Origin of the sequence: Pseudomonas sp. Mn2068, assembly GCF_049319725.1 — a bacterium.
Classification (GTDB): domain Bacteria; phylum Pseudomonadota; class Gammaproteobacteria; order Pseudomonadales; family Pseudomonadaceae; genus Aquipseudomonas; species Aquipseudomonas gingeri.
Map to the genome: position 1 here is coordinate 1 of NZ_JBMOUG010000019.1, position 24,344 is coordinate 24,344.

General features: G+C 64.5%; 20 protein-coding genes and 1 rRNA gene. 12 read left to right on the forward strand and 9 right to left on the reverse strand.

Annotated elements, in window-relative coordinates:
* Together rrf and ACL9RJ_RS29375 are read left to right on the forward strand one after the other, a co-directional pair.
* A 5S ribosomal RNA gene (rrf, locus tag ACL9RJ_RS29370) occupies positions 1-75 on the forward strand; the annotation flags it as partial.
* 227 nt (positions 76-302) lie between these two features.
* A complete protein-coding gene (locus ACL9RJ_RS29375) occupies positions 303-2,183 on the forward strand; it encodes a methyl-accepting chemotaxis protein (RefSeq protein WP_177083809.1) in 1,881 nt (626 codons plus the stop codon).
* A gap of 92 nt (positions 2,184-2,275) precedes the next feature.
* On the opposite strand, the gene ACL9RJ_RS29380 is transcribed toward ACL9RJ_RS29375, so the two are convergent.
* The 4 genes from ACL9RJ_RS29380 to ACL9RJ_RS29395 are packed head-to-tail and all read right to left on the reverse strand — an operon-like array spanning position 2,276 to position 7,921.
* Positions 2,276-2,743 (reverse strand): SRPBCC family protein, encoded by a 468-nt coding sequence (locus tag ACL9RJ_RS29380; RefSeq protein ID WP_177119675.1) that lies wholly within the window; start codon positions 2,741-2,743, stop codon positions 2,276-2,278.
* 26 nt (positions 2,744-2,769) lie between these two features.
* Entirely contained in the window at positions 2,770-6,204 is a 3,435-nt protein-coding gene (locus ACL9RJ_RS29385; RefSeq protein ID WP_422765907.1) for an amino acid adenylation domain-containing protein, read from the reverse strand.
* 14 nt (positions 6,205-6,218) lie between these two features.
* Positions 6,219-7,148 carry a diiron oxygenase gene (locus ACL9RJ_RS29390; protein ID WP_177083803.1) on the reverse strand — a complete coding sequence of 310 codons (930 nt, stop codon included), beginning with the start codon at positions 7,146-7,148 and terminating at the stop codon, positions 6,219-6,221.
* Positions 7,145-7,921, reverse strand: a complete 777-nt coding sequence (locus tag ACL9RJ_RS29395; RefSeq protein WP_177083801.1) for a DUF3050 domain-containing protein — start codon at positions 7,919-7,921, stop codon at positions 7,145-7,147. The genes ACL9RJ_RS29390 and ACL9RJ_RS29395 overlap by 4 nt, the downstream gene beginning before the upstream one ends.
* Positions 7,922-8,066: 145 nt before the next feature.
* Here ACL9RJ_RS29395 and ACL9RJ_RS29400 point away from each other — a divergent pair, with 145 nt between their 5' ends.
* Positions 8,067-8,279 carry a hypothetical protein gene (locus tag ACL9RJ_RS29400; protein WP_146049261.1) on the forward strand — a complete coding sequence of 71 codons (213 nt, stop codon included), beginning with the start codon at positions 8,067-8,069 and terminating at the stop codon, positions 8,277-8,279.
* 408 nt (positions 8,280-8,687) lie between these two features.
* Here ACL9RJ_RS29400 and ACL9RJ_RS29405 read toward each other — a convergent pair whose 3' ends face one another.
* Positions 8,688-9,371 (reverse strand): GntR family transcriptional regulator, encoded by a 684-nt coding sequence (locus ACL9RJ_RS29405; RefSeq protein ID WP_178991136.1) that lies wholly within the window; start codon positions 9,369-9,371, stop codon positions 8,688-8,690.
* A 469-nt stretch (positions 9,372-9,840) separates the two neighbouring features.
* On the opposite strand from ACL9RJ_RS29405, the gene ACL9RJ_RS29410 reads away from it, so the two are divergent.
* Genes ACL9RJ_RS29410 through ACL9RJ_RS29425 form a run of 4 tightly spaced genes read left to right on the forward strand, consistent with a single transcriptional unit; the run spans position 9,841 to position 13,546 of the window.
* Positions 9,841-10,737 carry a TauD/TfdA dioxygenase family protein gene (locus ACL9RJ_RS29410; protein WP_178991138.1) on the forward strand — a complete coding sequence of 299 codons (897 nt, stop codon included), beginning with the start codon at positions 9,841-9,843 and terminating at the stop codon, positions 10,735-10,737.
* 25 nt (positions 10,738-10,762) lie between these two features.
* The gene (locus tag ACL9RJ_RS29415) at positions 10,763-11,800 is read left to right on the forward strand and encodes an ABC transporter substrate-binding protein (protein WP_177083799.1); all 1,038 of its coding nucleotides are present in this window, start codon (positions 10,763-10,765) and stop codon (positions 11,798-11,800) included.
* 5 nt (positions 11,801-11,805) lie between these two features.
* Positions 11,806-12,660, forward strand: coding sequence for an ABC transporter ATP-binding protein (locus ACL9RJ_RS29420; protein WP_177083797.1), 855 nt, complete (start codon positions 11,806-11,808; stop codon positions 12,658-12,660).
* A 19-nt stretch (positions 12,661-12,679) separates the two neighbouring features.
* Positions 12,680-13,546 carry an ABC transporter permease gene (locus ACL9RJ_RS29425; protein ID WP_177083795.1) on the forward strand — a complete coding sequence of 289 codons (867 nt, stop codon included), beginning with the start codon at positions 12,680-12,682 and terminating at the stop codon, positions 13,544-13,546.
* A gap of 112 nt (positions 13,547-13,658) precedes the next feature.
* Here ACL9RJ_RS29425 and ACL9RJ_RS29430 read toward each other — a convergent pair whose 3' ends face one another.
* Entirely contained in the window at positions 13,659-14,372 is a 714-nt protein-coding gene (locus ACL9RJ_RS29430) for a DUF3142 domain-containing protein (RefSeq protein ID WP_177083793.1), read from the reverse strand.
* Between the two features lie 6 nt (positions 14,373-14,378).
* Complete coding sequence (locus tag ACL9RJ_RS29435) at positions 14,379-16,556, reverse strand: outer membrane assembly lipoprotein YfiO (RefSeq protein WP_422765908.1); 2,178 nt, start codon at positions 16,554-16,556, stop codon at positions 14,379-14,381.
* A gap of 213 nt (positions 16,557-16,769) precedes the next feature.
* On the opposite strand from ACL9RJ_RS29435, the gene ACL9RJ_RS29440 reads away from it, so the two are divergent.
* From ACL9RJ_RS29440 to ACL9RJ_RS29455, 4 genes are read left to right on the forward strand one after another with little or no spacing between them, the layout of a single operon-like run.
* The gene (locus ACL9RJ_RS29440) at positions 16,770-17,552 is read left to right on the forward strand and encodes an efflux RND transporter periplasmic adaptor subunit (RefSeq protein WP_017124787.1); all 783 of its coding nucleotides are present in this window, start codon (positions 16,770-16,772) and stop codon (positions 17,550-17,552) included.
* Positions 17,549-18,871, forward strand: coding sequence for an efflux RND transporter periplasmic adaptor subunit (locus ACL9RJ_RS29445; protein WP_422765909.1), 1,323 nt, complete (start codon positions 17,549-17,551; stop codon positions 18,869-18,871). The genes ACL9RJ_RS29440 and ACL9RJ_RS29445 overlap by 4 nt, the downstream gene beginning before the upstream one ends.
* Positions 18,871-20,967 carry a biotin/lipoyl-binding protein gene (locus ACL9RJ_RS29450; protein WP_177083788.1) on the forward strand — a complete coding sequence of 699 codons (2,097 nt, stop codon included), beginning with the start codon at positions 18,871-18,873 and terminating at the stop codon, positions 20,965-20,967. The genes ACL9RJ_RS29445 and ACL9RJ_RS29450 overlap by 1 nt, the downstream gene beginning before the upstream one ends.
* 29 nt (positions 20,968-20,996) lie before the next feature.
* Entirely contained in the window at positions 20,997-21,491 is a 495-nt protein-coding gene (locus ACL9RJ_RS29455) for a GNAT family N-acetyltransferase (protein WP_177119450.1), read from the forward strand.
* On the opposite strand, the gene ACL9RJ_RS29460 is transcribed toward ACL9RJ_RS29455, so the two are convergent.
* Together ACL9RJ_RS29460 and ACL9RJ_RS29465 are read right to left on the reverse strand one after the other, a co-directional pair.
* On the reverse strand, positions 21,484-21,795 hold the full coding sequence (locus ACL9RJ_RS29460; protein WP_017124782.1) for a DUF6916 family protein: 312 nt from the start codon (positions 21,793-21,795) through the stop codon (positions 21,484-21,486). The genes ACL9RJ_RS29455 and ACL9RJ_RS29460 overlap by 8 nt on opposite strands.
* 134 nt (positions 21,796-21,929) lie before the next feature.
* Positions 21,930-22,520: a phage tail protein gene (locus ACL9RJ_RS29465; RefSeq protein WP_177109701.1), complete on the reverse strand. Its 591-nt coding sequence runs from the start codon at positions 22,518-22,520 to the stop codon at positions 21,930-21,932.
* A gap of 222 nt (positions 22,521-22,742) precedes the next feature.
* On the opposite strand from ACL9RJ_RS29465, the gene ACL9RJ_RS29470 reads away from it, so the two are divergent.
* A complete protein-coding gene (locus tag ACL9RJ_RS29470) occupies positions 22,743-24,329 on the forward strand; it encodes a glycosyltransferase family 39 protein (RefSeq protein ID WP_422765910.1) in 1,587 nt (528 codons plus the stop codon).
* Positions 24,330-24,344: the final 15 nt, after the last annotated feature.

Sequence of the window (24,344 nt, forward strand, 5' to 3'; positions counted from 1 at the left end):
GAACTCAGCAGTGAAACGATGCATCGCCGATGGTAGTGTGGGGTTTCCCCATGTGAGAGTAGGTCATCGTCAAGATTGAATTCCGAAACCCCCGTCTGCTAACGCAGACGGGGGTTTTTGTTTGGGGCGAGCAAAAAGCCATCATCCGCTTGCCGAAATGAGTTAAGTTTTCGCTCCATGGTGCCGACAGCATGGTGAGCAATGCGTGCACCAAAGTGGAGCAGTCATAGAACGCTGCCTACGCCGTACAAGGAATGTCCCTTTTGCACGCATCCCCACCTTCGGCATAAGAAGTCTATGAAATGAACCTTAAATTCAGCCATAAAATCCTTTTGGCCGCTTCCGGTGTCGTGGTTCTCGCCTTCGCGCTGTTCACGCTGTACAACGATTACCTACAGCGCAGCACTATCCGGCAGAACCTCGAATCGTCGGTCCAGCAGGCCGGTGAGCTGACCGCCAGCAGTGTGCAGAACTGGCTGAGCGGGCGGATCCTGGTCCTGGAAAACCTCGCGCAGGACGTCGCGCACCAAGGCAGCAAAGCGGACTATCCCGGCCTGGTCGACCAGCCGGCATTCACCTCCAACTTCCAGTTCACCTATGTCGGCCAGACGGACGGCACCTTCACCCAGCGCCCCGACGCGAAGATGCCGGACGGCTATGACCCGCGTCAGCGCCCCTGGTACAAATCCGCCGTGGCAGCCGACAAGACCATGCTCACCCCGCCGTACATGGCCTCGGTCGGTGGACTGGTGGTGACCATCGCCATGCCGGTGAAAAGCGGCGGGCAACTGCTCGGCGTGGTCGGTGGCGACCTGAGCCTGGAAACCCTGGTGAGGATCATCAACTCGGTGGACTTCGGTGGCATCGGCCAGGCGTTCCTCGTCAGCGGTGACGGCCAGGTGATCGTCAGCCCGGACAAGGACCAGGTGATGAGAAACCTCAAGGACATCTACCCGGGCTCGGCGGTACGCATCACCAAGGGTATCCAGGAAGTCACCCTGAACAACCAGCAGCGAATCCTGTCCTTCACGCCGGTGGTGGGCTTGCCCTCGGCGGACTGGTACATCGGCCTGTCCATCGACAAGAACAAGGCCTATGCCCCCCTGAGCAAATTCCGCACTTCGGCGCTGATCGCGATGTTTATCGCGGTGGCCGCCATCGCGGTGCTGCTGACCCTGTTGATCCAGGTACTGATGCGTCCCCTGACCACCATGGGCCGCGCCATGCAGGACATCGCCCAGGGCGAGGGCGACCTGACCCGGCGCCTGACCATCGAGAACAAGGACGAGTTCGGTGAACTGGCCAGCTCCTTCAACCAGTTCGTCGAGCGGATTCATGCGTCGATCTCCGAGGTGTCCTCGGCCACCCGCCAGGTGCACGACCTCTCCCAGCGGGTGATGAGTTCTTCCAACGCCTCGATCATCGGTTCCGATGAGCAAAGCGCGCGGACCAACAGCGTCGCGGCGGCGATCAACCAGTTGGGCGCGGCCACCCAGGAAATCGCCCGCAATGCCGCCGATGCCTCGCAACACGCCAGTGGCGCCAGCGAGCAGGCCGATGACGGTCGCCAGGTGGTGGAACGAACCATCCTGGCGATGACCGAGCTGTCGCAGAAGATCAGCCTGTCCTGCACCCAGATCGAGACCCTGAACGCCAGCACCGACAACATCGGGCACATTCTCGATGTGATCAAGGGCATCTCCCAGCAGACCAACCTCCTGGCGCTCAACGCTGCCATCGAGGCGGCGCGGGCAGGCGAAGCGGGCCGCGGTTTTGCCGTGGTGGCGGACGAGGTACGCAATCTGGCCCACCGTACCCAGGAGTCGGCGGAAGAGATCCACAAGATGATCACCTCGCTGCAGGTCGGTTCCCGTGAAGCGGTGACGACCATGAATGCCAGCCAGGTTTCCAGCGAAGAGAGCGTCGAAGTCGCCAACCAGGCCGGTGCCCGACTGATCAGCGTGACCCAGCGGATCGGCGAGATCGACGGCATGAACCAGTCGGTGGCGGCGGCGACCGAAGAGCAGACGGCGGTGGTGGAAACCCTCAATGTCGACATCAATCAGATCAACCTGCTGAACCAGCAGGGCGTCGCCAACCTCAACGAAACGTTGAAGGATTGCGATGCCCTGTCACAGCAGGCCAGCCGTTTGAAGCAACTGGTGGACAGCTTCAGGATCTGATGTCACTGCAAGGCGCTGCCTGGGACCTGCCTGGTCTCGGCAGCGCCTGTGCCTGCGAAGCTTGTGATAACCCTGAATTCAATCGGAATGTCTCAGGCCAACAGGCTGCGCACATTCCCCATCGCCTCATCGGCGAACGCCTGGATGAAATGACGAAAGCCCGGCAGGTCCTCGGGATCGTCACCCAGCGGTTCGGCGATGATGGTCCAGGTCGCGCGACAGCGGTCCGCCGCCAGAGCCTCGACCCGCATCGCCGCCCAGAGCTGGTCGACACCGAGGGTGTTGTAGAGCGTGGTCCAGGTCATGCACATCGCCGTCGGGTCGTGGCTGTTGAGTTGTTCGACCACCACGTGGCCGTCCTTGAACAGCTTCTTGCGCAGCGCGCCGGTGCCCTCGCCGATCATCTCGATATGCGCGAGCGCCGGAACGAAGGCCGCAAAGCCGGCAAAATCGCCGACCACGGTCCAGGCGCTGGCGGCGTCGCGGGGAATCTCGACCGAGGACACCACGGGCTGGCCTTGCGGGTTGCGGATCAGGGTATCGGGTTGCAGGGTATTCATGGAGTGCTCCAGGTGGTTGTGGGGAATCAGATGAACCGGATCTGCCGGAGGTAGTCGCAGCCCTTGCGCAGCAACGCCGGGGACTTGCACGGATAGGCTTCGCCCATGCGCCGGATGCCGGCTGCGGCATGGTCATGCTCGATGGCCGAGATATCGCCGATGTCCTCTTCGAAACCGTTGAGATAGAAACCCAGCACCTCGAACAACGCGTTATGACGGTCGACCCGTTGCAACTGGCGCTGCCAGTCGGCGACGCTGACCAACTGGAAGGCATGGCCGGCTTCGCGAAACGCCGCGACGTAGTCGTTCCAGCTCAGCGGCTGCGGGTTATGCAGGTTGAATACGCCAGGATTGTCGGGCACGCGCCGGCTTTGCGAGGCGATGAAGCGGGCGAGGAAGTCCACCGGCATCAGGTCGAAATTCAGCGCCAGGGCGGGCACCTGACCCAGTTGCAGCGAACCCTTGAGCATCAGCAGCAGGCGGTTGCGGTGTGGCTGGCAGACGCCGTTGCGGCTGTTGAAGGCGATGTTCCCGGGGCGGTAGAGATTGACCCAGACGCCCTGTTCGCGCGCCCGTTGCAGAATCCGTTCGCCGACCCACTTGGACAGGTTGTAGCCGTTGCGGATGTAGATCGGCGGCGTGTCTGCCGGCGGCTGCTCCAGCACCCGCCCGTCCTCGGCGATACGGCTGCAGGCCGACAGGCTGGAGATGAAATTGAAGACCTTCTTGCTGCGGCCCTCGCACAGCCGCAGGCACTCGAACAGCGGATCGACGTTGTCGGCGGCCAGGGCTTCGTAGTCGAGCACATGATTGACGTGGGCGGCGTTGTGGATCAGCACGCCGAACTCGCGGTCGATCCGCTCATGCACCTGCTCTGTCAGCCCCAGGCGGGGAAGGCGGATATCAGCCGGATAGACCCGCACGCGACTCAGGTCCAGATGCTCCAGGCGGTTGTCGCGCAACGCCTGGGCGAAACGCTCGGCCGCCGGGGCCGCCGTGCTGTCGCGCACCAGGCAGGCGATCTCGCTCACGCCGTCGGCCAGCAGGGCTTCGACGATATGCACGCCGACAAAGCTGTTGGCGCCAGTCAGCACCACCTTGCCAGGGTCGCCCGCGTGTACCGCCGCAAGCGCCTGGAAATCCGGTTCGCGCACGGCGTCGATGAATACCCGCGGGCTCACCGCCTCCCGGGTCGACTCGCCCCTGACCAGTATCGCCAGCCGACACAGTGTCGGCTCCTCGATAAAGCGGTTGATGGAGATGCCATGTCCGTAGTGTTCGCGAATTCCCAGCAGCAGCTTCGACAGCAGGATCGAATGACCGCCCAGGTTGAAAAAGCTCTCGTCGGTGGAAATCTCGTCGACCGGCAGTTCCAGCAACTGCGCCCAGAGTCCGCGCAACCAGGCTTCATCGGCATTGTCGGGCAAGCGCAGGTGAGGCGCGCCGGGCAGGTGCACGGGCAGCTCCAGCAGCGCCCGGCGGTCGACCTTGCCGTTGCCGGCGGACGGCAGCCCGGCCAGCTCGACATAGACGGCCGGGTGCATGTAGTCCGGCAGGCAGTGCTCGACGTGTTGCCGCAAGGCCTCGCGGCCGCGGCCGGGCGTGACCGGCTGTGCCAGGTACGCCAGTATCCGGCGGCGGCTGTCGATGACCACGGCCACCTGGCGATACAACCGGCTGTTGCGCAGGCAATGCTCGATTTCCTCGGGCTCGACGCGGAAGCCGCGAATCTTCACCTGATGGTCGCGACGGCCGCAGAGCGTTATGCCCTCGTCGGTCCACTTCGCCAGATCACCGGTGCGATAGACCCGTCGTATCGAGCCGCCGCCTATATCCAGGGATACATAACATTCGGCGCTCTTCCCCGGATTGTTCAGGTAGCCCAGGGTCACCCCCGGCCCGGCGATATAGAGCTCGCCGACCGTCTGTTCGACTACCGGCCGCCCGTGCTCGTCGAGAATGAACACCCGGCTGTTGGCGATCGGCCGTCCCAGGTTGCGATTGCCGGTTCCCGCGTGGAACTGCCGAGCGGTGACCAGCACCGTCGCCTCGGTAGGTCCGTAGAGGTTGTAGAAACGGGTCTGGCGCGTGAGCTGTTCGATGACCCAGGGTTCGCAGACATCGCCGCCGGTCGTCACATGGCTCAGCCCCAGCGGCGGATCGAGGGGCAGGATGCCGAGCAGCATGGGCGGCAGGAAGGCATGGCTGATGCGCTGTCGGCGGATCAGCGCGGCCAGTTGCAAGGGATCACGTCGCTGGTCGTCGCTGGCGACCACCAGTTCGGCGCCCTGGACCAGGCTGGGGAAGATATCGATCAGCGAGGCGTCGAAGCTCAGGGCCGAGAACTGCAGGACCCGGCTGTGTTCGCTGAGCTGCACCTGCTCGGCGTACCAGGCGGTGAAATGTGCCAGATTGGCCTGGCTGAGCAGCACCCCCTTGGGCTGGCCGCTGGTGCCCGAGGTGTAGAGCGCGATGCAGGGCGCGTCAGGGGTCGATGCCTGGCGCAACAGGGATGAGCCGTCCGGGGCCGCGTGGTCGATCTGCACCGCGCTGATATCCAGGGAGGGCAGGTGATCGTCGAGGGGATGGCGCCCCGCGTGCAGCAGCAGGACCGCCCCGGCGTCCTCCAGGATGGATTGCTGGCGCTGGACTGGATGAGCCGGGTCCAGCGGCAGATAGATCGCACCGCAGCCGAGGATGGCCAGGAGCGCCGCGTACAGGGCTGCGGTCTTGTCCAGGCAGACACCGACCACCGGCGCCTCGTTGCGAGTATCCCGCCCGGCGAGCGCCGTCAGCAGGCACTCCTGGATGGCCAGGCCGTGGGCGTGCAACTGGCGATAATTTGCTGAGTCGCCATTGAAGGTCAGGGCCGGGCGCGCGGCGAACCGGCGCAGGCTGTCTTCGATACGGCGGAGCACCGGCACCGTCGCCAGGGCCAGCAGATCGGGGCGGGCGGTGTGGTTGAAGCGATGTTCGAAGGCCAGCGACTCCAACATCGACAGGGGATGTTGCGCGTCGCATGGCAAGGCCGCCACGGGCGGGATGTCGAGGAAGCAGTCGCTGTCGCGGGCAAAGCGGCTGACCAGCAGCGTGCACAACTCCAGCAAGGCCTCGCTCGCCGCCAGTCGCAGCGCCTGGCCGTTGCCGGAACCATCCTGGTCGACCGCTTGGCGCTCGATCAGGCGGCCGTCCTGCCAGCAGCGCAGGGCCAGTGCCGGCAGGCCGGCGCTGGTCAACGGGCCGTACTCCAGGCGCAAGCCCAGGCGGACGGCACCGTCGATATGGGCGGGCAGCGCCAGGCTGCCATCCTCGATCAGCAGGTCCGTTGCCGGCGGCAGGCCCGCGGCGACGGCCTGGGGGTTATCCAGACGCCGGACAGGATGACCCTGCTGCTCCAGCTCCTGCATCAGCTCATCGAGCACCTGGCTGCTTCCGACGAGCAGAATCTCGAGACGTCTCATGATGATCTCCTTGGCTAGAGCAGGTAGTCGCCCAGGGCGTCGCGGACGGCGGGCGAATCCAGCAGCGAGCTGTTGCGCAGGAACCGCACGATATTGAGGACCAGCGGATGGTGGCGGTTGATCGGATAGGCCAGGCCCAGGGCTTCGCGCCTGAGCGCCTGGCGGACCGGCTCGTCGACCGGCAGGTGCTCGATCACGGTGAAATCGAAGGTCTTCTGGAGGTCGTTGGTCAGGTAATGAACGATGAACACCGGCAGGATCCCGGCGATCAATTCGTGATCGGCCTCGCTTGCGTCCTGCCAGTAGAGCCGCACCAGGCGCGTCCAGAACACGGCGTGCCGGCCTTCGTCGAGCAGGTGGTCGGCCATCAGCCCCTTGACCGAGGCCTTGACCGTGTCGTCCTTGGCAAAGGCCGCGACATCGTTGGTCACGGTGTTTTCCGCGATCGCCACGCAGATCAGCTCGACAGCGCCCTGCAGGTGTTCCGGCGCCATGCCCAGGGCCGCCGGTATGGCGCGGCTCAACTCGATCTCGTCGGGCAGGGCAATCGGCTCGACGCCGGTCAGGGCGATGGTCTGCTGCAGGAAGTCCATGGCCGCCAGGGCGTGATAGTCCTCGTCCACCACCACGGTCATGGCGTCATAGCGACAGGCGAACGGAAAGCGGATCGCAAAGCGGTCCTTGGCGATGCGGCGGGCGGTGCGGTCGACGATCTCGGTCTCGAAAATCACCACATCGTTGATGAACTTGTACAGGCTCTGGATCAGTACGAAGTCGCGCTGCCCGGGGCACCCGGCAAGAAACGCCGCCGTGTTGACGAGCGGCTGGCGGCTGAGGGGATAGATCAGCCGATCATCGTTCTCCAGCAGGCGCCGCGGACGGGTACGGATGCTCGCGCGGCTTTCCCAGGCCTCGGCGCAGGAGCTGTAGTCGCCGGCGTTCATACGGCGACCCCGCGAGTTGCGGTGCGCAGTTTCTGTCGGACGTCGTCCCAGAGCGCGAGGCGGCTTTCCACGGCCAGCAGGGCGGCGGCACAGGCTTCGTGCTCGCGTTGCGGATCAGCATCCACCAGGCGCTCCAGCAGGCGCGCGGCAGCCGGGCCGTGGTCGCCGGCATCCACCTCGATATGCCGGTGCAGGTAGTAGTGCAGGGTCGGCACCTGGGTGCGGTCGATGCCCCACTGTTCGAGCAGCCGCTGGAACATCCCCGGGACCAGGCTTTCCCGGCCATGCAGGAAGACCGCGGCAACGCAATGCGGCGCCGCGTTCAAGGCGATATCGAGGGTCTGCCGGACAAAGCGGGCGGCGCCCGGGTCGACACCGGCCTGTTGCAGGGCATCGTCGACGGCGACACCCTCGCGCAGCCGCTGGATAAAACCTTCGATGACCCGCGTATCGGCACCGATCTCGCGCATGGCCTCCAGATACAGCTCGAAATGGCTGCAATGGCCTTCTCCGTGGCGCGTGTCCGACTCCTCGCCGAGCACGATCTCGTTGATCATTCGGGCTGCCCGTGGGTCCCTGGGGGGCAGCCAGGGCAGATCGACGCTGGTCAGTTCCTGTTGCAAGCGCTTGGTCAGCGACATGAAGTCCCATACCGCGAAGACATGCACTTCCATAAAGCGCCTGAGTAATGGCAGTGAATGTATTTCGCGGAAAACAGAATGTTCGCTCAGTTGGGTTTTTCGGTGTTCCAGATATTCTTTACAAGTATTCATTAGCCACCTTTTCGGTTGGTAAATGGAGTAACGGCAAACACCGCCTCGCGGTTGTTTGTCATGTTGTGTCGTGGCCGTCGATAAATGACGGACGAGCGAAGTCCTTGATCAGGAGTTCGCAAACTCAAGAGCTTGAACCAACGGCATGCCTGCCATTGTCATCGTGTCTGCTGGTTATGTCAGCGTGTTCTGTCTGGCTCTGCCGGGGCGGCGTCTCCACACTGTGGGCCATCGCCGGCGGGCGCATTCTCGCGGTTATTCAAAACTAGTACAGAAAACAAATGCCGATCAAGTTGTTTTTAAAATAATAAAAACTTCCTTTTTACCAGGGTTGAACAATGCCGATAAAACAATTTGAAGTTGTTTTATTTGGATGAGAGCGGCTCTTCCGCTCGATAATGAGCAGAATAAGGGTATTGAGTGAATGCCTCACTCGAGCACTCTTGAACGGGATGGCCGGTTGTTTGATAGACGAGGTCGAGGCACGGTTCTTCCGGCCCCAGGCCTGTGGCAAAGCTCTCCTTCAGATCTGTCTCTTGTCCGGGCCTCACGCGCGAGTTGCGCCGCGTTCCGCTCGTGCTGCCTGGATTGACCAGAGTGTGCCCAAATGCACGGCTCGACTATCGCCAGGGGATGTGAAGCGCGTCCGACGCTTCGAACAGGCTCGGTTATCCCGCCCTGAGCCAAGGCGGTACGGCTACGTTCAGCAGCGGGCTACGGGGGCGTTGTGCTCAAGACGCGGGCATGGCGTGTGTCGACGGGTTGTTCAAGACTTGCCCAGGTAGCGCTGGATGACCTCGATACCGCGTTGCAAGTGGTGGCGCAAGTGCTCCACGCACACATCGACCTGGCCGTCACGGGCGGCCTGGAGCAGCTCCCGGTGATCGTCCTGGGACAGTTTGCCCAGGCCCATGGCCGAGAGGTTGAAACGCAGGAAGCGTTCCTCCCCCACCAGGCCCTGGTCGATCAGGGCCAGCAGTTTGTGGTTGGGTGCCTTGCGGTAGAGGCTCATGTGGAACAGACGGTTGAGCCGGCCGACCTGGGTGTAGTCGGTCTCCGTTTCCAGCTGGTCGATATAGGCAGCGCTTTCGGCGAAGTCGTCCTCGGTGAGCAGGGGCACCGACAGGCGCAGGGCTTCCGATTCCAGCAGGATGCGCAGGTTGTAGTTTTCGGTCGAGGTATCGTCGATCAGCGGCGCGACCACGGCGCCCTTGTGCTGGACGACGTGCAGCAGCCCCTGCGACTCGAGTTGACGCAAGGCCTCGCGGACCGGCATGCGACTGACGCCGAACAGCGTTGCCAACTCCTGTTGGCGCACCGCCATGCCGCAAGGCAGTCGCCCATCCAGAATGGCGCCACGCAAGGATTCCTCGATTACCGCCCGCGCGAGGTGGGCGGGAATCGGACCGTTGACGAGGATGCTGCTCAAAGGGTTCGGTTTTTCTGCCACGCTGAAACTACCTGCTGCTCGAGAACAGAATTCAAATTGGATCCAATGGCACGCTAGGAGCTGCCCGGGTGCTTGTCAAACCGGCCCGTGCTCATGATCGAGATCGAGCCTGCTCAACTGCGGTGATCGCAAGGTGCCATTTTCTTCCAGGGCCCCCCGCTTAACCATCAATCGTTTCCTAAATGAACGTAGGGGGCGGTCATTTTTGTGAGTACGTATTACTTGTCATCGATGGGGTGGTTTTGCACACGGATCTGAAACGGCGGGGGCCGGTGATGCCGTTGTCCTCTTGTCCGTCCTATACATATTCCGAAATAGTATTTAAATTATTTTTCTTATGACTATATGGTCGTCCTCCTGCGTACCCACCGACCAATCGGTGCGCCGCACGAACTGAACGAACACGGGACCACCGTGAGTTTCTGATCGAGGCGCGCACTGAAAGCGTGCTCTGCGTGGGAGTGAATGTATGTCTTCGGCTTCAGCGGTTTCCCCGGCGTCCGTGGTGGCGTCCCAATCCTTCGAGATTCGTCCCTTCGTCGGCGCGGTCGGTGCCGAAATCGTCGGCCTGGACTTGCGCCAGCCGGTCAATGAAGAGGATTTCGCCCGCATCCATCGCGCGCACCTGGACTATCACGTGGTGGTCTTTCGCGACCAGCGCATCAGTCCCGAGCAACAGATCGCCTTCAGTCGTCGTTTCGGCGTGTTGCAGATTCACGTTCTTAAACAATTTCTCCTGGCCGGCCACCCGGAAATCCTGATCGTCTCCAACATCATCGAGAACGGTCAGAATATCGGCCTGGGCGACGCCGGAAAGTTCTGGCACTCGGACCTTTCCTATAAGGAACTGCCGAGCCTGGGCTCGATGCTGCACGCCCAGGAGTTGCCGGCCGAAGGCGGCGACACCCTGTTCGCCGACCAGCACAAGGCCTGGGACACCCTGCCCGAGGCCCTGCGCCAGGCGGTTGAAGGCCGTTCGGCAGCGCACTCGTATACGGCCCGCTACAGCGAAAGCAAATTCGAAGGCAACTGGCGGCCGACCCTCACCCCGGAACAACTGGCCCAGGTCGCCGAAGTGGTGCACCCCATCGTCCGCACCCACCCGGAAACCGGGCGCAAGGCACTGTTCGTCAGCGAGGGTTTCACCACCCGGATCGTCGGCCTGCCGGAAGACGAAAGCCGCCAGTTGTTGAGCGAGCTGTACGCCCACAGCGTGCGCCCGGAAAACGTCTACCGCCATCAATGGCAGCCCCACGACCTGGTGTTCTGGGACAACCGTTCGCTGGTGCACCTGGCCGTCGGTTGCCCGAGCCACCTGCGGCGCAAGCTCTACCGCACCACCATCCAGGGCGATGCCCCGTTCTGACCTGATCGCTTCAAGGAGCATCCCCATGCCTGCACCCTTTGCGCTATTGCCGAAACTCGGCCGCCTCACCACGTCCATCGGCCTGGGCTTGAGCCTGTTGGCCGGCAGCCTGTTGGCACCGGCCACCGCCCAGGCGGAAGGCCAGATCCGCGTCGCCGAACAGTTCGGCATTGTCTACCTGCTGCTCAACGTGGTGCGCGACCAGCACCTGATCGAGAAATACGGCCAGGCCGAAGGCATCGATATCAAGGTCGACTGGACCCAGCTGTCCGGTGGCGCCGCGATCAATGACGCCCTGCTATCCGGCTCGGTGGATATCGCCGGTGCCGGCGTCGGACCGCTGCTGACCATCTGGGACCGCACCTACGGCAAGCAGAACGTCAAGGCCGTGGCTTCCCTGGGCAACTTCCCGTACTACCTGGTGAGCAACAATCCGAAGGTCAAGACCATTGCCGACTTCACCGACCAGGACCGCATCGCCTTGCCGGCGGTGGGGGTGTCCGTGCAGTCGCGCTTCCTGCAATACGCGGCGGCCAGGCAGTGGGGCGACAAGGAGTTCAATCGCCTGGACAAGTACACCGTCGCCGTCCCCCATCCGGATGCCACGGCGGCGTTGATCGCCGGCGGCACCGAGCTGACCGGGCACTTCTCCAATCCGCCGTTCCAGGAACAGGCGCTGGAAAACCCCAACGTCCACGTGGTGCTCAACAGCTACGACCTGCTCGGGCCGAACTCGCCGACCGTGCTGTTCGCCACCGAGAAATTCCGCAACGACAACCCGAAAACCTACAAGGCCTTCGTCGACGCCTTAGCCGAAGCGGCCGACTTCGCGCAGAAGGACAAAGGCGCGGCGGCGGACACCTATCTACGGGTGACCAAGGCCAAGATCGACCGCGCGGCCCTGCTGAAAATCATCGACAATCCGCAGTTCGAATTCAGCGTGACGCCGAAGAACACCTACCCGCTGGCTGAGTTCCTCTACCGTGTGGGCGCCATCAAGCACAAGCCGGAATCGTGGAAGGACTACTTCTTCGAGGACGCCAAGCTGCTGCAGGGGAGTTGATCGACATGAATGCCCCCTTGCAAGGCCACACGGCCAGCAATCCGACCGTCGCCGCTTCAGCGTTGCTGGCGGTCGACCAGGTCAGCCTGGAATACCGCACCCCGGCGCGAGTGGTGCGGGCGACGCACCAGGTCAGTTTCGAGGTCGACCGCGAGGACCGTTTTGTCCTGCTCGGGCCTTCCGGTTGTGGCAAGTCGACCCTGCTCAAGGCCGTGGCCGGGTTTATCCGTCCCTGCGAAGGCGAGATCCGCCTGCAGGGCCAGGTAGTCAATGAGCCGGGTCCGGACCGGATCGTGGTGTTCCAGGAATTCGACCAGTTGCCGCCCTGGAAAACCGTGAAGCAGAACGTCATGTTTCCGCTGCTGGCGTCCGGCACCCTCAAGCGCCGGGAAGCCGAAGAGCGGGCGTTGCATTACCTGGACAAGGTCGGCCTGGCCGCCTTTGCCGATGCCTACCCGCACACCTTGTCCGGTGGCATGAAAGCCCGGGTGGCGATTGCCCGGGCCCTGGCGATGCAGCCCAAGGTCCTGCTGATGGATGAACCCTTCGCCGCCCTCGATGCCCTGACCCGACGCAAGATGCAGGAAGAACTGTTGCAGCTCTGGGAGGAGGTGCGTTTCACGTTGCTGTTCGTCACCCACTCGATCGAAGAAGCGCTGGTGGTGGGCAACCGCATCCTCCTGCTGTCGCCCCATCCGGGGCGGGTGCGGGCGGAAATCCACAGCCATCAGTACGACTTGCACAGCCTCGGTGGCGCCGCGTTCCAGGCGTCGGCACGACGGATCCACCGGCTGCTGTTCGACGAAACCCCGCAGGCTGAAACCGAACTGGATTTCGCCGATATCCGCATCGCCTATTGAGCGGCTGGAGCAATGCCCGATGAGCCTTTCATCCCCTGTGCGTAAAGAATACGAAGTGACCCTGGAGCCGCTGCTCGCCGTCCCGCTGGAGCGCGAATTACCGCTGGCGCAACGGCTGTGGCAACAGGGCTGGTTGCGCAAGAGCCTGATCCTGATCCTGCTGGCGATTCTCTGGGAAGTCGTGGCGCGTTATCAGAACAACGACCTGCTGCTGCCGAGCTTCCTGCAGACGGCCAGTGCATTGTACGACGGCCTGCTCAGCGGCGAGCTGCTGGGCAAGGTCGGGATCTCCCTGGTGGTGCTGCTCAAGGGCTATGTGCTGGGGATTGTCCTGGCATTCGCCTTGACCACCCTGGCGGTATCGACCCAGTTCGGCCGTGACCTGCTCAGCACCCTGACCTCGATGTTCAACCCGCTGCCGGCGATTGCCCTGCTGCCGCTGGCGTTGTTGTGGTTCGGGCTGGGGCAGAACAGCCTGATCTTCGTGCTGGTGCACTCGGTGCTGTGGGCATTGGCGCTGAACACCTATGCCGGCTTTCTCGGCGTCTCGGAAACCCTGCGCATGGCGGGCCGCAACTACGGCCTGAAGGGGTTGCGCTTCGTGCTGTTCATCCTTATTCCCGCGGCGCTGCCGTCGATTCTCGCCGGGCTGAAGATCGGCTGGGCATTCGCCTGGCGCACCCTGATCGCGGCGGAACTGGTGTTCGGCGCCACCAGCGGCAAGGGCGGACTGGGCTGGTACATCTTCCAGAACCGCAACGAGCTGTATACCGACAAGGTCTTCGCCGGCCTGGCCGTGGTGATCCTGATCGGCCTGCTGGTGGAGAACCTGGTGTTCGACACCCTGGAGCGGGTGACGGTGAAACGCTGGGGCATGCAGCGGTAAGCGGTGTTGTTCGGGCTGACGCTTTCGCGGGCAAGCCCGCTCCCACAGTGGTTGGCATGGTCTTGTGGGAGCGGGCTTGCCCGCGAAGGCGCAGGCCCAGGCGCCGCCTGCCTCAGCGATTCTGCAAAAACACCACATACCCGCGAAACCACTCGCTGCCCTTCAGGTAGCCTGGCTCCTGCCACTCGCCGCCCTGGATCAGGCCGATCTTGAACGGCAGCCCCAACCGGTTCATCCGGGGCAGGTAGGCGGCGTAGTCGGGAATGCTGTGGCGACCCTGATAGGTCTGCACCACCACTTCATCCACCACGCCCTTGAGCTGGGCGATGGCCGCCGGATCGGCGTTGCTGCTCCAGTCCATCAGTCCGGTGATGCTCAGGCGCAGCTCCGGCGGCAGGCGCTGGCGCAGGTCGCGCAGGAAGGCGGTGTATTCGTCGAGATAACGGGTGCGGGCGTCGAAGTCGATCTGGATGCCCACCACCGGATTGCCCGCCTGCTGCCAGCGTTTCACCTGGCCGAGCAACTGGCGATAGACCGGCTCCGGCCAGCGCAGGGTGTGAGCACGGTAGACCACCCAGACTTCGCCCCGGGTCAGGCGCGGGATCGCGATGCCCTGGGCGATGAAGCTGACCCCGCGCTGTGGGGCGCGGCGTGACTGGCTGATCTGTCCCTGCAGGATATACAGGCTACGGGCCTGGGCCAGCACCGGCTGCGGGGCGACGCCGCTCCACAGCCAGAAGGCGTCATGGTCCCGCGCATCGACCGCCGCCAGCCCACTGCCGGCGCCCAGCCAGCCGGCCAGCAACAGCCAGCGCCAGCGGCTCATCGCGGCTTACCAGTAATACTGCGCCGACTTGCCCCACTGGGTGTCGGCGAAGCCGCTCTTCAATTGCTTGAACCAGGCCTTGCGTTGCGCCGGCTCGACTTCCTTCCCACCGCAACTGTTGTAGCCGGCCGGGGCGTAGCAGTTGATCGCCCGGAACAGCGCGTAGCCCTTGTCCGCATGGGACGCCTTGGGGTTGGCGATCACACTCTGGTAGCCGTCGAGGCGCGAGTACAGCGGGCCCTTGAACAGCGACGGAGTGCCGCCCAGCTCGTCCTTGTTGCGCTGGCTGTCCAGCGGCATGCCGTCGAGGCTGTTGCGCAGGATGAATTCACCCAGGCAGTTCAGCGCCGCCGGGGCGTTCTGGTCGGCTTGCAGGGTCGCGACGGTTTCGCCGATGGCCGGGCACGCGTAGCCCGATTCGGCCTTGGCGCCCGTCCAGCGGAACAGCCGCAGCGACTGCCCGCCGCTGTAGGTGTAGCCGATGCTGGTGCCCAGGCGGCTGTCGGCCGGTTCGGCGGGCAGTTGCTTGAGGTCTTCGGCGAAGTCCGGGTAATGGCCCAGGCGCAGGTCCTTGTAGAGCAGCACGAACAGGGCCGTGTCACGCTCGGTGGCATCCGCGCCCTGGTTGACCTGCTGGCGCAGCAGCCCGGCATCGGCGATATGGCGCAGGAGGATGGCGCGGACCTGGGGCGTCTTGATCGGCGAATCGGCGGCGAAGACCTTGGCCACCCGCTGGCTGCGCTCGTAGTTGTTGGCCAGGGCCAGCTCGAGGGTTTCCCGTTGCAGCGGCTGCCTCACCTGCGCCAGCAGCTGCAACCACAGCGCCTCGGCGCCGTTCCAGTCCTGCCGGGCTTCCAGGGCCAGGCCACGCAGTGCCTGTTGGCTGAAGGCGACATAGTCGAGCTTCGCCGGGATCTCGGTGGGCAGGTTCTTGAGTGCCAGTTCCGGGTTCTTTTCCACATACAGGTGGAACGCCGCCAGCAGGTAGTCATGCAGCGCCGGTTGCGCGGCGAAAGTCGCTTTCTGCGCCTGCAAGGTCTCCAGGGTCAGCCGTGGCGAGCGGTTGTCGTCATTCGGCGGACGCATGCCCAGCAAGTCGTTGACCGCCTGGAACAGCGGCTGGTTGACCTTGCCGGTACCGAACAGCAGCTTGTTGTCGATTTCCTGCACCAGGTCATCCGAGGAGACATTGCGCAACGCATCTTCGGGCTGGCTCAGTTGCCAGAGGTATTCGGCCGCCTGCTTGTCGGAATCGCCCGCCAGCCAGTAGACCCGGCGCAGCAGGCCGCGGGCGGAAACCGCATACGGGCCCTGCGGGTAGGTTTTCAGGTAGGCGTTGAAACCGTCTTCGGCCTGTTTCAACTGCGCCGGGTCGGCCTCGCCCTCGGTGGGCATGCCGTCGGCATCGAAGGTGTTCTGCTGGGCAATGTTCAGGGCGGTGCGCGCCTGCATGTACAGCGCGGTTTCCTTCAGCCACGTCTGGCTGCTCTGGCTCAAGGTGGCGAACCCGCCGGCCGCCTCGCTGAAACGCCCGCTGTAGAAGTCGCTGGCGGCGCGCAGGTAGGCGGCAAACGCCTGGGCCGGGGCGGACGCGAGGTTGCCGGGCACCAGCGCCGCCTGCTGCGCCGGGTCCCAGGTGCAGGCCGCGAGCATCTGCACCCGCGAGTTGGTCAGGGCCTGGCGCTCGGCGGCGGACAGTTCGCCAGTGCCGACCAGGGCGTTTATAAAGGCGCTGGCGCTGTCGTCCGAGTTGCTGCGGCAGCGGCTGCCTTCGCCCGAGAGGAAGGCGTCGCCGGCGGGTGTCTCGCTTTCACGCTTGATCCCGAGCTTCTCCAGGGTTTCTTCCAGGCTGGCGGTGGTGGAGTCGTCCGGCTCGTCGGTGACATCCGGCGAGTTGGCCGGGTCCAGGCGCGTATTGGGGAACGGCACCGGGCCGTAGCCTTCGGCGAGGTCGTCCTCGCTCAGTTCGTTGGGCGTCAGCGCCACGCTGCCCTGGTCGGCCAGCAACAGGCGCAGGTTGACCCGGCTGTCGTTGCTCGGATTGAGGAAGGCCAGGTTGCTGCAACGGTCGAGGTCGTACTGGACCATCGACCAGCGCGGGTAGCAGAAATTATCGGAACTGGCCTGGGCCATGGAGGAGAAGGCGACGCCCAGCGCCAGGGATGACAGAAGACCGATACGCATGAATTGTCCTTAATCCTGTAACGTGCGGCGCCAAGGGCCGGAGGGGACGCCATCATACCGAACCCCGGCATCTGCACCTATGCTTGTTCAGGCTGGGGCGTCGCAGGCTGTGACCTGCCGCACATCGATGGTGTTGATCAGGATGATGGCAATTTGCTTGACGCTTGACCTGACTGTCGTAGACTCGCGATTGTCCGACAAGGAGTCACTGTTATGCAGCGTTTGTGGGGTTGGGTTTTCGGATTGTCCTGTGTGGCGTGCTTGACTCAGGCACAAGCGGCCAGCGAGGGTGATCCGCTGTTGGACAATGCCGCGCCGGGAGCCCATGCGACCTCGGCCAGCGAGGCCCGTGGCGTGTTGCGCGCGCGGGACCAGGCGATGCTCGCCAGTGAATTGTCGGGTCGGATCATCGAGCTGCCCTTCAGCGAAGGCGAGACCTTCAACAAGGGCGATACCCTGGCACGCTTCGACTGCTCGGCCTACCAAGCCCAGCTCAATGCGGCCCAGGCCGCCGGTCGAGGCGCCAATGAAGAACTGGCCCACAACCGCCAGCTCGCTTCGCTCAACTCGGTGGGCCGCTTCGAGGTGGCCCGCGCCGAAGCCAAGGTCGCCGAAACCCAGGCCCAGGCCCAGGTCTATCAGGTCCAGGTCAAGCGTTGCAGCGTGATCGCGCCTTATGACGGGCAGATCGTGCAGCGCAAGGTCCAGCGCTACGAAAGTGTCTCGGCCGGTGCGCCGATGCTGGAGATCGTCGACAACCGTACCCTGGAAATCCACCTGCTGGTGCCCTCGCGCTGGATGGGCAAGCTCAAGCCCGGACAGACCTTCAGTTTTGTCCCCGATGAAACCGGCCAGCCGCTGACCGCGACCATCAAGCGCCTCGGTGCGCGTATCGATGAAGGTAGCCAGACCCTGTTGCTGGTGGCCAGCCTGCCCAAGGCCGACGGGTTGCTGGCGGGCATGAGCGGCACGGCGCATTTCGCGGAGCTCAAGTGAACGCGCCGGTCGCGGGGGCGGCGGAGCGGGTCTTTGCCCAGTTCCTCGATCTTGAACGCCTGACCCGCGCGGCCCGGACCACCGAGCAACTGGCCTACAGCCTGGTCAACGACGGCCAGGCGCTGTTCGGCTTCCGCCATGCCGCGTTGTTGATCGCCGGCAAAGTGCGGGCGGTGACCGGGGTCAGCTCGGTGGAACCGAATGCGCCGTTTGTCGCCTTTGTCGAACAGGCCGTGGCGCAGATTTTCAAGCTGGAACGGGCCAAGCCCGCGACCGTGGTCCCGATGGACGCCTTCAGTGCCTCGGTCCGCGAGGACTGGCAGAGCCTGTCCGCGACGCAGGTGTTCTGGTTGCCGTTGCTCGATCACAAAGGCGAGGTCTTCGGCGGCATCTGGTTCGCCCGCGATAATCCCTGGAACCCTTCCGAGCAGGTCCTGCTGGCCCAGTTGGGCGACACCTACAGCCACGCCTGGCTGGCGTTGCAGCCGCGTCGACCCTGGCGTTTGCGGCTGACGCGCAAGCGCCAGGTCCTGCTGGTGGCGCTGGCGTTGCTGAGCCTGCTGATCCCGGTGCGCCAATCGGTGCTGGCGCCGGCGGAAGTCGTGCCGCTGGCCGGCCGGGTGGTGGCGGCACCGCTGGACGGCGTGGTGGCCGAGTTCCTGGTCAAACCCAACCAGGCGGTGAAGACCGGCGACCTGCTGGTGCGTTTCGAAAGCACCGCTCTCAAGGCCCAGGCCGATGTGGCCCAGCGCGCCCTGGGGGTGGCCGAAGCTGAATTGAAGGCCAATGCCCAGCGTGCCTTCGCCGATGCCGAGTCGAGTTCGAAGATCGACTTGCTGGCCGCTCGGGTCGAGCAGAAGCGTGCCGAACGTGATTACGCCGCCGAACTGCTCAAGCGTAGCGAAGTGCGTGCCGAGCGCGATGGCATCGCGGTCTTCGCTGACGCCGAGCGCTGGACTGGCAAGCCGGTGCAGACCGGCGAGCGGCTCATGGAAATCGCCGACCCGAGCCAGGCCGAGCTGCGCATCGAACTGGCGGTGGGCGACGCCATTGCCCTGGAGCCGGACGCCGAAGTGGCACTGTTCCTCGACAGCGACCCGTTGCAGCGCCACTCGGCCAGACTGGAACGGGTCGCCTATGAGGCGCAATCGACGGCGGCCGGGCAACTGGCCTATCGGCTCGACGCCGGGTTTACCGACTCGCCACCACCGCGCATCGGCCTGCGCGGTACCGCGAAAATCTTCGGCCAGCGCGCGCCGCTGGCCTTGTACCTGTTGCGCCGGCCGCTGGCCGGGCTGCGCCAGAGCGTCGGCCTGTAATGAACCTGCCCAGCCTGCGGGCGGACCTGCAACTGACGCCCGCGTCGACGGCGCTGGACGGCTCGCCACGCTGGACCCTGGCCGATCCGGTGCGCGGGCGCTACTTCAAGCTCGGCGCCCAGGCCATCCGCCTGCTGCGTCATTGGTCGCTGGGCGATCCGGCGCAAGTGCTGCAGGCCGCCAACCGCGAGCCGGGCCTGCCCCTGGGCGAAACCGAGGTGGAAGAGCTGCTGGCCTTTCTCCGGGCCCATGACCTGATTGCCGCGCTCGATCCCGAACAGCGCGCCAGTTATGCCTGGAAGGCCGCCTCCGCACGCCAGAGCCTGTGGCAGATGGCACTGCACCAATACCTGTTTTTTCGCATCCCGCTATGGCGCCCGGATGCCTTTCTCAATCGCGCCTGGCCCTGGCTGCAGCGTTTCGGCCCGAACCTGCTGCGCTACGGCCTGCCGCTGACCCTCGGGCTCGGCGTGTTCCTGGTATCGCGGGACTGGGAGCGCTTTCTCTCGACCTTCCCGCACCTGTTCAGCCTCGGCGGGGCCCTGGCCTTTGGCGTGGCGCTGTTCTTCGCCAAGCTCTGCCATGAGTTCGGCCATGCCTTCATGGCCAAGCGTGCCGGTTGTCGGGTGCAGAGCATGGGGGTGGCGTTCATGGTCCTGCTGCCGCTGTTCTACACCGATGTCAGCGATGCCTGGCGGGTCAACGACCGCAAGGCGCGGCTGCTGATCGGTGCCGGCGGGGTCATGGCCGAACTGGTGCTGGCCTGTATCGCCCTGCTGGCGTGGTCGCTGCTGCCTGACGGGCCGGCGCGCACGGCGGCGTTCATGCTTGCCAGCGCCACCTGGCTGACCACCCTGGCGGTCAACCTCAACCCGTTCATGCGCTTCGATGGTTATTTTCTGCTCAGCGACCTGTGGGAAGTCGACAACCTCCAGGGCCGGGCCTTTGCCCTGTGCCGCTGGCGTTTGCGCGAAACCCTGTTCGGCTACGACGAGCCGGCGCCCGAGCCCTGGTCACCGGCCATGCAGCGGCGTTTGCTGTGGTGGGGCTTCCTCTCCTGGCTGTGGCGCGCGGCGTTGTTCTTCGGTATCGCCCTGGCGGTCTATCACCTGTTCTTCAAACTGCTGGGTATCTTCCTGATGCTGGTGGAACTGGGCTGGTTCATCTTTCTGCCGATTTTCAAGGAAACCCGTGAATGGTGGTCGCGGCGCGAGCAGGCGCATACCCCGCGGGTGCTGCTCAGCGGCCTGGGGCTGCTGGCGCTGCTGTTGCTGGTGGCGGTGCCGTGGCGCAGCAGCGTGGAAGTGCCGGCGATGCTCGAGGCCGGCCGGGTCACCGCGTTGCATGCGCCGGTGGCGGCACGGGTCAAGCAGGTCAATGTGCACGATGGCCAGGTGGTCGAGCAGGGCGCGGTACTGGTGGAGCTGGAATCGCCGGACGTCGATTCGCGGCTGATCATCGTCCGCCGTGAAATCGACATCCTGCAATTGCAGATGCGTCGCCAGGCCGGGCGCAGCGAAACGGCAGCGGACGTCGGCGTGCTCGAACAGCGCCTGGCGGAGTCGGTGGCCGAGTACCGCGGCCTGCTGGCCCGGCGCGAGCGCCTGTTGCTGCGGGCGCCCCAGGCCGGCCAGGTGCGCGACCTGATGCGGCAACTGGTCGCCGGGCGCTGGGTCTCGATCAAGGAGCCGCTGTTGCGCATCGTCGAGGAAGGCACCCGCCTGCGTGGTTACCTGGCCGAAGAAGACCTGTGGCGCGTGGCGCCGGGGGCCAGTGGGCGCTTTGTCGCCGACGACCCGATGCGCCCGGCCTGGCCGGTGGAGCTGCTGGATGTCGACGCCAACGGCGTGGCGGCCATCGACCAGGAGGCGCTGACCTCCGATCATCATGGCCCGATTGCCGTGCGGCGCGATGAAAATCGTCGTCCGGAGCCGGTGCAGGCGCAATACGGGGTGCGCCTGAAGTTGCTGGAGGAAGTGCCGACGCCGAGCCATCCGCTACGCGGCGTGGCCGTGCTGCAAGGGCGCAACGAGTCCTTGCTGGGCACGGCCTGGCGGCGCATGGCCGCGCTGGGCGTGCGGGAGAGTGGTTTCTAGTCATTACAACGGTTCAGGGAGTACAGCCGATGTTGAACAGTTCGTCCGCCGCAGGCTTGTCCATGCGGCCATCGCGGGCCACCGACGGGCCTTTTCTGCAAAGCCTCTACCAGTCGGCGCGACCCGAACTGCAGTGGATCGATGCCGAGCCCGAGCTGATCGAGCAGGTGATCGCCCAGCAGTTCCAGGTGCAGGAACAGGGGATCGGCGAGCACTTCCCCGATGCCATGCATTATGTGGTGGAAAAGCTCGACACCCCGATTGGCGTGCTCAGTGCCGATTTCGGTCCCAACGAAATCCGCGTGCTCTACCTGGCATTCATTCCGGGGGCCCGTGGCAAGGGTTTCGGGCGTACCGTGCTGCAAGGGGTGCAGAAGGCCGCCGAGCAGGTGCGCTGCCCGGTGGCGACGGTGGTCTGGGCCAGTAACCCCCAGGCGCGCCAGCATTACCTGGCGCTGGGGTTCCGGATCGAGGAAAGTTCACCGGCCGCCGAGCGGCTGGTGTGGTATCCGGGCGTCAGTTGAAGACGATATTGAAGTAGCCCAGGGCCGGATCACGGCCCAGCGGCGGCTCGCGGGAGACGAACACCGCATCGAGACGCCCCACTTGTGGCAACTCCAGGGCGCACAGGCCGTCGACGAAGTCCGTCGGCCCGAGGCTGCGCAGCATCACGTTGAAAGGCACGCGCGAACTCTCCGGCAGTTGCGATTGCGGGCGCAGCCGGATCGACTCGACCTGCACCGGCAGCAGGCTGCCGTCGGGCAGGTGCAGGGGGCAGGGCTGGTCCACCAGTGGCTGGAAATGTTCGTTGGAAACCTGTTGCAGCATCGATGTTCTCCATAAGACACGGTCGGTGGGGACCCTTGTGGGAGCCGGCTTGCTGGCGATGAGGCCGACAAGTCTTGCATCGACCTTACGGACGCCATCGTTGGCAGACCCGCCCCCACAAGTTTTGCAGCCGATCAGTTACGTGACGGGAAGATCCCTTCCAGGGCGATGCTGAAGTTCACCACCAGGAACGGGTTCATCGTCCCCAGCGGCAGGTTGCCACCCGGTATGGTCAGGTTACCGGCGATGGTGCTGGCGGCCCCCTTGAGGGCTACCGGCGACGAGCCCTGCGCATCGGAATAGATCGCCGCCGAGGGCGGCCCGGCAGGGTTGGACGCACCGATATAGGCGTTGGTGCTGGTCGGTGCCGTGACCGGGTTGCTGGGGGTGCTCGCCAGGTTGATCGTGGTGTTGACGGTCAGGCTGGCGGTCGGAACCACCTGGGTGGGCAGGTTGCTGCTCAGAATCGACACATTTTCCGTGCCGCTGACTTCGCCCATGACCCGCGGCGTCAGGCCCGGCCCGTTACCCTGGCAGACCGGCAGCCGGCTTTGCAGGTTAGGCAGGCCGAAGGTCTGCTGGCCATTGCCGCCATAGGTCGTGCCCATCACCGCGAACAGTGCCTGGTATTGCGAGAGGGCCAGCAGTTGCCCGCTGCAAAGCGCCCAGCCCCTGGGGGCGAAGTTGAAGCCGAACATCTGGATGGTGCCGAGAAATACTTCCATGGATCCTTTTCCTTCAGCCGTGTTGGGAGAGGTGCGATACCCGTTGTGCCCGGGCTTTGTGTGCACCGCCCCAAAGCGTAGACGCTGGCTTGGGGCCTGCCGGTTTTTTTGCGGGGTAGAGGTCGCGATTGGAACAGTCGGGCAAGTCGATGACGTTCTAGCCTACAATCACCGGGTCATGCTTCCCGAGTGGGGGCAGTGGTTGATTTCCAGAGGGTGGTGATGGGCGTTCCGAGTAATGATGAAGCGACAACGCGACTTTACGGTCAGCCTGTCACGCACCCGCAACCTCTTGTACAGCTGCTTCGCGAACCCTGGCTGGTGCCGCTCCTGGTGCTGGCCGTGGCGTTGCGCCTGTATCAACTGACGGCGGCGGCGATCTGGGGCGACGAAGGCTCCAGCCTGCTGCTGGCCCAGTACCCGCTGTCCGGCCTGTGGGTCCATGCGGCCCACGATGTCCATCCGCCGCTGTACTTTGCCCTGTTGCATGGATGGATCGGCCTGTTCGGCGATTCGATCCAGTCGATCCGCATGATGAGCGCGTTGCCCGGGGTGATCACGGTCTTCCTCGGCACCTGGCTGACCCACCTGTTCGCCGGACGCCGGGCGACGCTCCTGGCCTGTCTGCTGCTGGCGCTGCTGCCCACGGCCGTGCGCTACAGCCAGGAAATACGCATGTATTCGCTGATGGGCGTCTGGCTGCTGGGGGCGACGGTGGCGCTGGTGTACTGGGTCCGTGCGCCCGAGCGCAAGCGCTACCTGGTGATCTACGCGCTGTTGATGGCGGCCGGCTTTTATACCCACTACTTTTCCGCGCTGTGCGTGCTGTCGCACTGGCTCTATCTGCTGGTGATCCGCCGTCAGTCCGGCAGTGCGCACCGCTATATCGCCCGCCGCGAGTGGTGGCTGGCCAACGTGGCGATCGTCGTGCTGTTCCTGCCGTGGCTGCCGGGCCTGATCGACCTGGTGCTGCACATGGATGACCTCAAGGTCGGCGGCGACGTCGGCTGGGAACCGGCGGTGACCTGGCGCTCGCTGCCCTCGATGATCTGGCAACTGATGGCCCAGGACGACGGTGAAACCATGCCGCTGTGGCTGTTCGTCAGCCTGCCGGCGTTCATGGCGGCGGTGCTGGGGTACATGGCCTGGAGCGATCGCAGCCGCTATCACTTCGACACGATGCTGGTGATCTACAGTGCGTTGCCGCTGGTGCTGGTCTTCGCGGTCTCGTTTGTCTCGCCGGTGTTCATCGAACGCTACCTGACCGTGCCGGCGCTGGCCCTGCCGATCATCCTGGCGCTGTTCATCGACCGGCTGGCGCGGCGTTTCAAGGTCCTGGCCGGGCTGTTGCTGGTGACGATCCTGGTGGTGGAGGGCGTGGGCCTGAAGAACAACTACACCGTGGACGCCGACGACCAGTTCAGCAATATGGTCGAGTACATGGACCAGCACCGGGCCGTGGGCGACCAGGTGGTCCTGGGCGACATGTTCTGGTACCTGACCTGGTGGTACTACGACAAGAGTGCGACGGCGCCACGGCTGTATACCCGGCCCACCGCCCAGGGTGTGTCGACCCGGCCCAACAGCTACGGCTTCGGCACCCTGGTCGATGAAAATGCCGGGGTCTATCTCGATCACCTGGAAGACCTGCCGGCGGGCAACGGCCGGGTCTGGCTGGTGATGAGCCGGGTGGCGCCGGACGAGTTCCCGACGATTCCGACCGGCTGGCGGAAAATCGACCAGCACGCGGGGGGCGACACCCAGGCGGTTTTATATGAGACCTGTCATCCCCCATGTAGCGGACACTAACCGCCAGAGGCCTTA

What these genes read in the sequence shown, in the direction of transcription:
- ACL9RJ_RS29425 (WP_177083795.1), top strand. Translation starts at nt 12,680, where the DNA reads ATGAGCCTTTCATCCCCTGTGCGTAAAGAATACGAAGTGACCCTGGAG.
- ACL9RJ_RS29390 (WP_177083803.1), bottom strand. Translation starts at nt 7,148, where the DNA reads ATGAACGCCGGCGACTACAGCTCCTGCGCCGAGGCCTGGGAAAGCCGC.
- ACL9RJ_RS29375 (WP_177083809.1), top strand. Translation starts at nt 303, where the DNA reads ATGAACCTTAAATTCAGCCATAAAATCCTTTTGGCCGCTTCCGGTGTC.
- ACL9RJ_RS29380 (WP_177119675.1), bottom strand. Translation starts at nt 2,743, where the DNA reads ATGAATACCCTGCAACCCGATACCCTGATCCGCAACCCGCAAGGCCAG.
- ACL9RJ_RS29395 (WP_177083801.1), bottom strand. Translation starts at nt 7,921, where the DNA reads ATGAATACTTGTAAAGAATATCTGGAACACCGAAAAACCCAACTGAGC.
- ACL9RJ_RS29415 (WP_177083799.1), top strand. Translation starts at nt 10,763, where the DNA reads ATGCCTGCACCCTTTGCGCTATTGCCGAAACTCGGCCGCCTCACCACG.
- ACL9RJ_RS29410 (WP_178991138.1), top strand. Translation starts at nt 9,841, where the DNA reads ATGTCTTCGGCTTCAGCGGTTTCCCCGGCGTCCGTGGTGGCGTCCCAA.
- ACL9RJ_RS29430 (WP_177083793.1), bottom strand. Translation starts at nt 14,372, where the DNA reads ATGAGCCGCTGGCGCTGGCTGTTGCTGGCCGGCTGGCTGGGCGCCGGC.
- ACL9RJ_RS29450 (WP_177083788.1), top strand. Translation starts at nt 18,871, where the DNA reads ATGAACCTGCCCAGCCTGCGGGCGGACCTGCAACTGACGCCCGCGTCG.
- ACL9RJ_RS29385 (WP_422765907.1), bottom strand. Translation starts at nt 6,204, where the DNA reads ATGAGACGTCTCGAGATTCTGCTCGTCGGAAGCAGCCAGGTGCTCGAT.
- ACL9RJ_RS29420 (WP_177083797.1), top strand. Translation starts at nt 11,806, where the DNA reads ATGAATGCCCCCTTGCAAGGCCACACGGCCAGCAATCCGACCGTCGCC.
- ACL9RJ_RS29465 (WP_177109701.1), bottom strand. Translation starts at nt 22,520, where the DNA reads ATGGAAGTATTTCTCGGCACCATCCAGATGTTCGGCTTCAACTTCGCC.
- ACL9RJ_RS29470 (WP_422765910.1), top strand. Translation starts at nt 22,743, where the DNA reads ATGGGCGTTCCGAGTAATGATGAAGCGACAACGCGACTTTACGGTCAG.
- ACL9RJ_RS29400 (WP_146049261.1), top strand. Translation starts at nt 8,067, where the DNA reads ATGCCTGCCATTGTCATCGTGTCTGCTGGTTATGTCAGCGTGTTCTGT.
- ACL9RJ_RS29440 (WP_017124787.1), top strand. Translation starts at nt 16,770, where the DNA reads ATGCAGCGTTTGTGGGGTTGGGTTTTCGGATTGTCCTGTGTGGCGTGC.
- ACL9RJ_RS29435 (WP_422765908.1), bottom strand. Translation starts at nt 16,556, where the DNA reads ATGCGTATCGGTCTTCTGTCATCCCTGGCGCTGGGCGTCGCCTTCTCC.
- ACL9RJ_RS29460 (WP_017124782.1), bottom strand. Translation starts at nt 21,795, where the DNA reads ATGCTGCAACAGGTTTCCAACGAACATTTCCAGCCACTGGTGGACCAG.
- ACL9RJ_RS29455 (WP_177119450.1), top strand. Translation starts at nt 20,997, where the DNA reads ATGTTGAACAGTTCGTCCGCCGCAGGCTTGTCCATGCGGCCATCGCGG.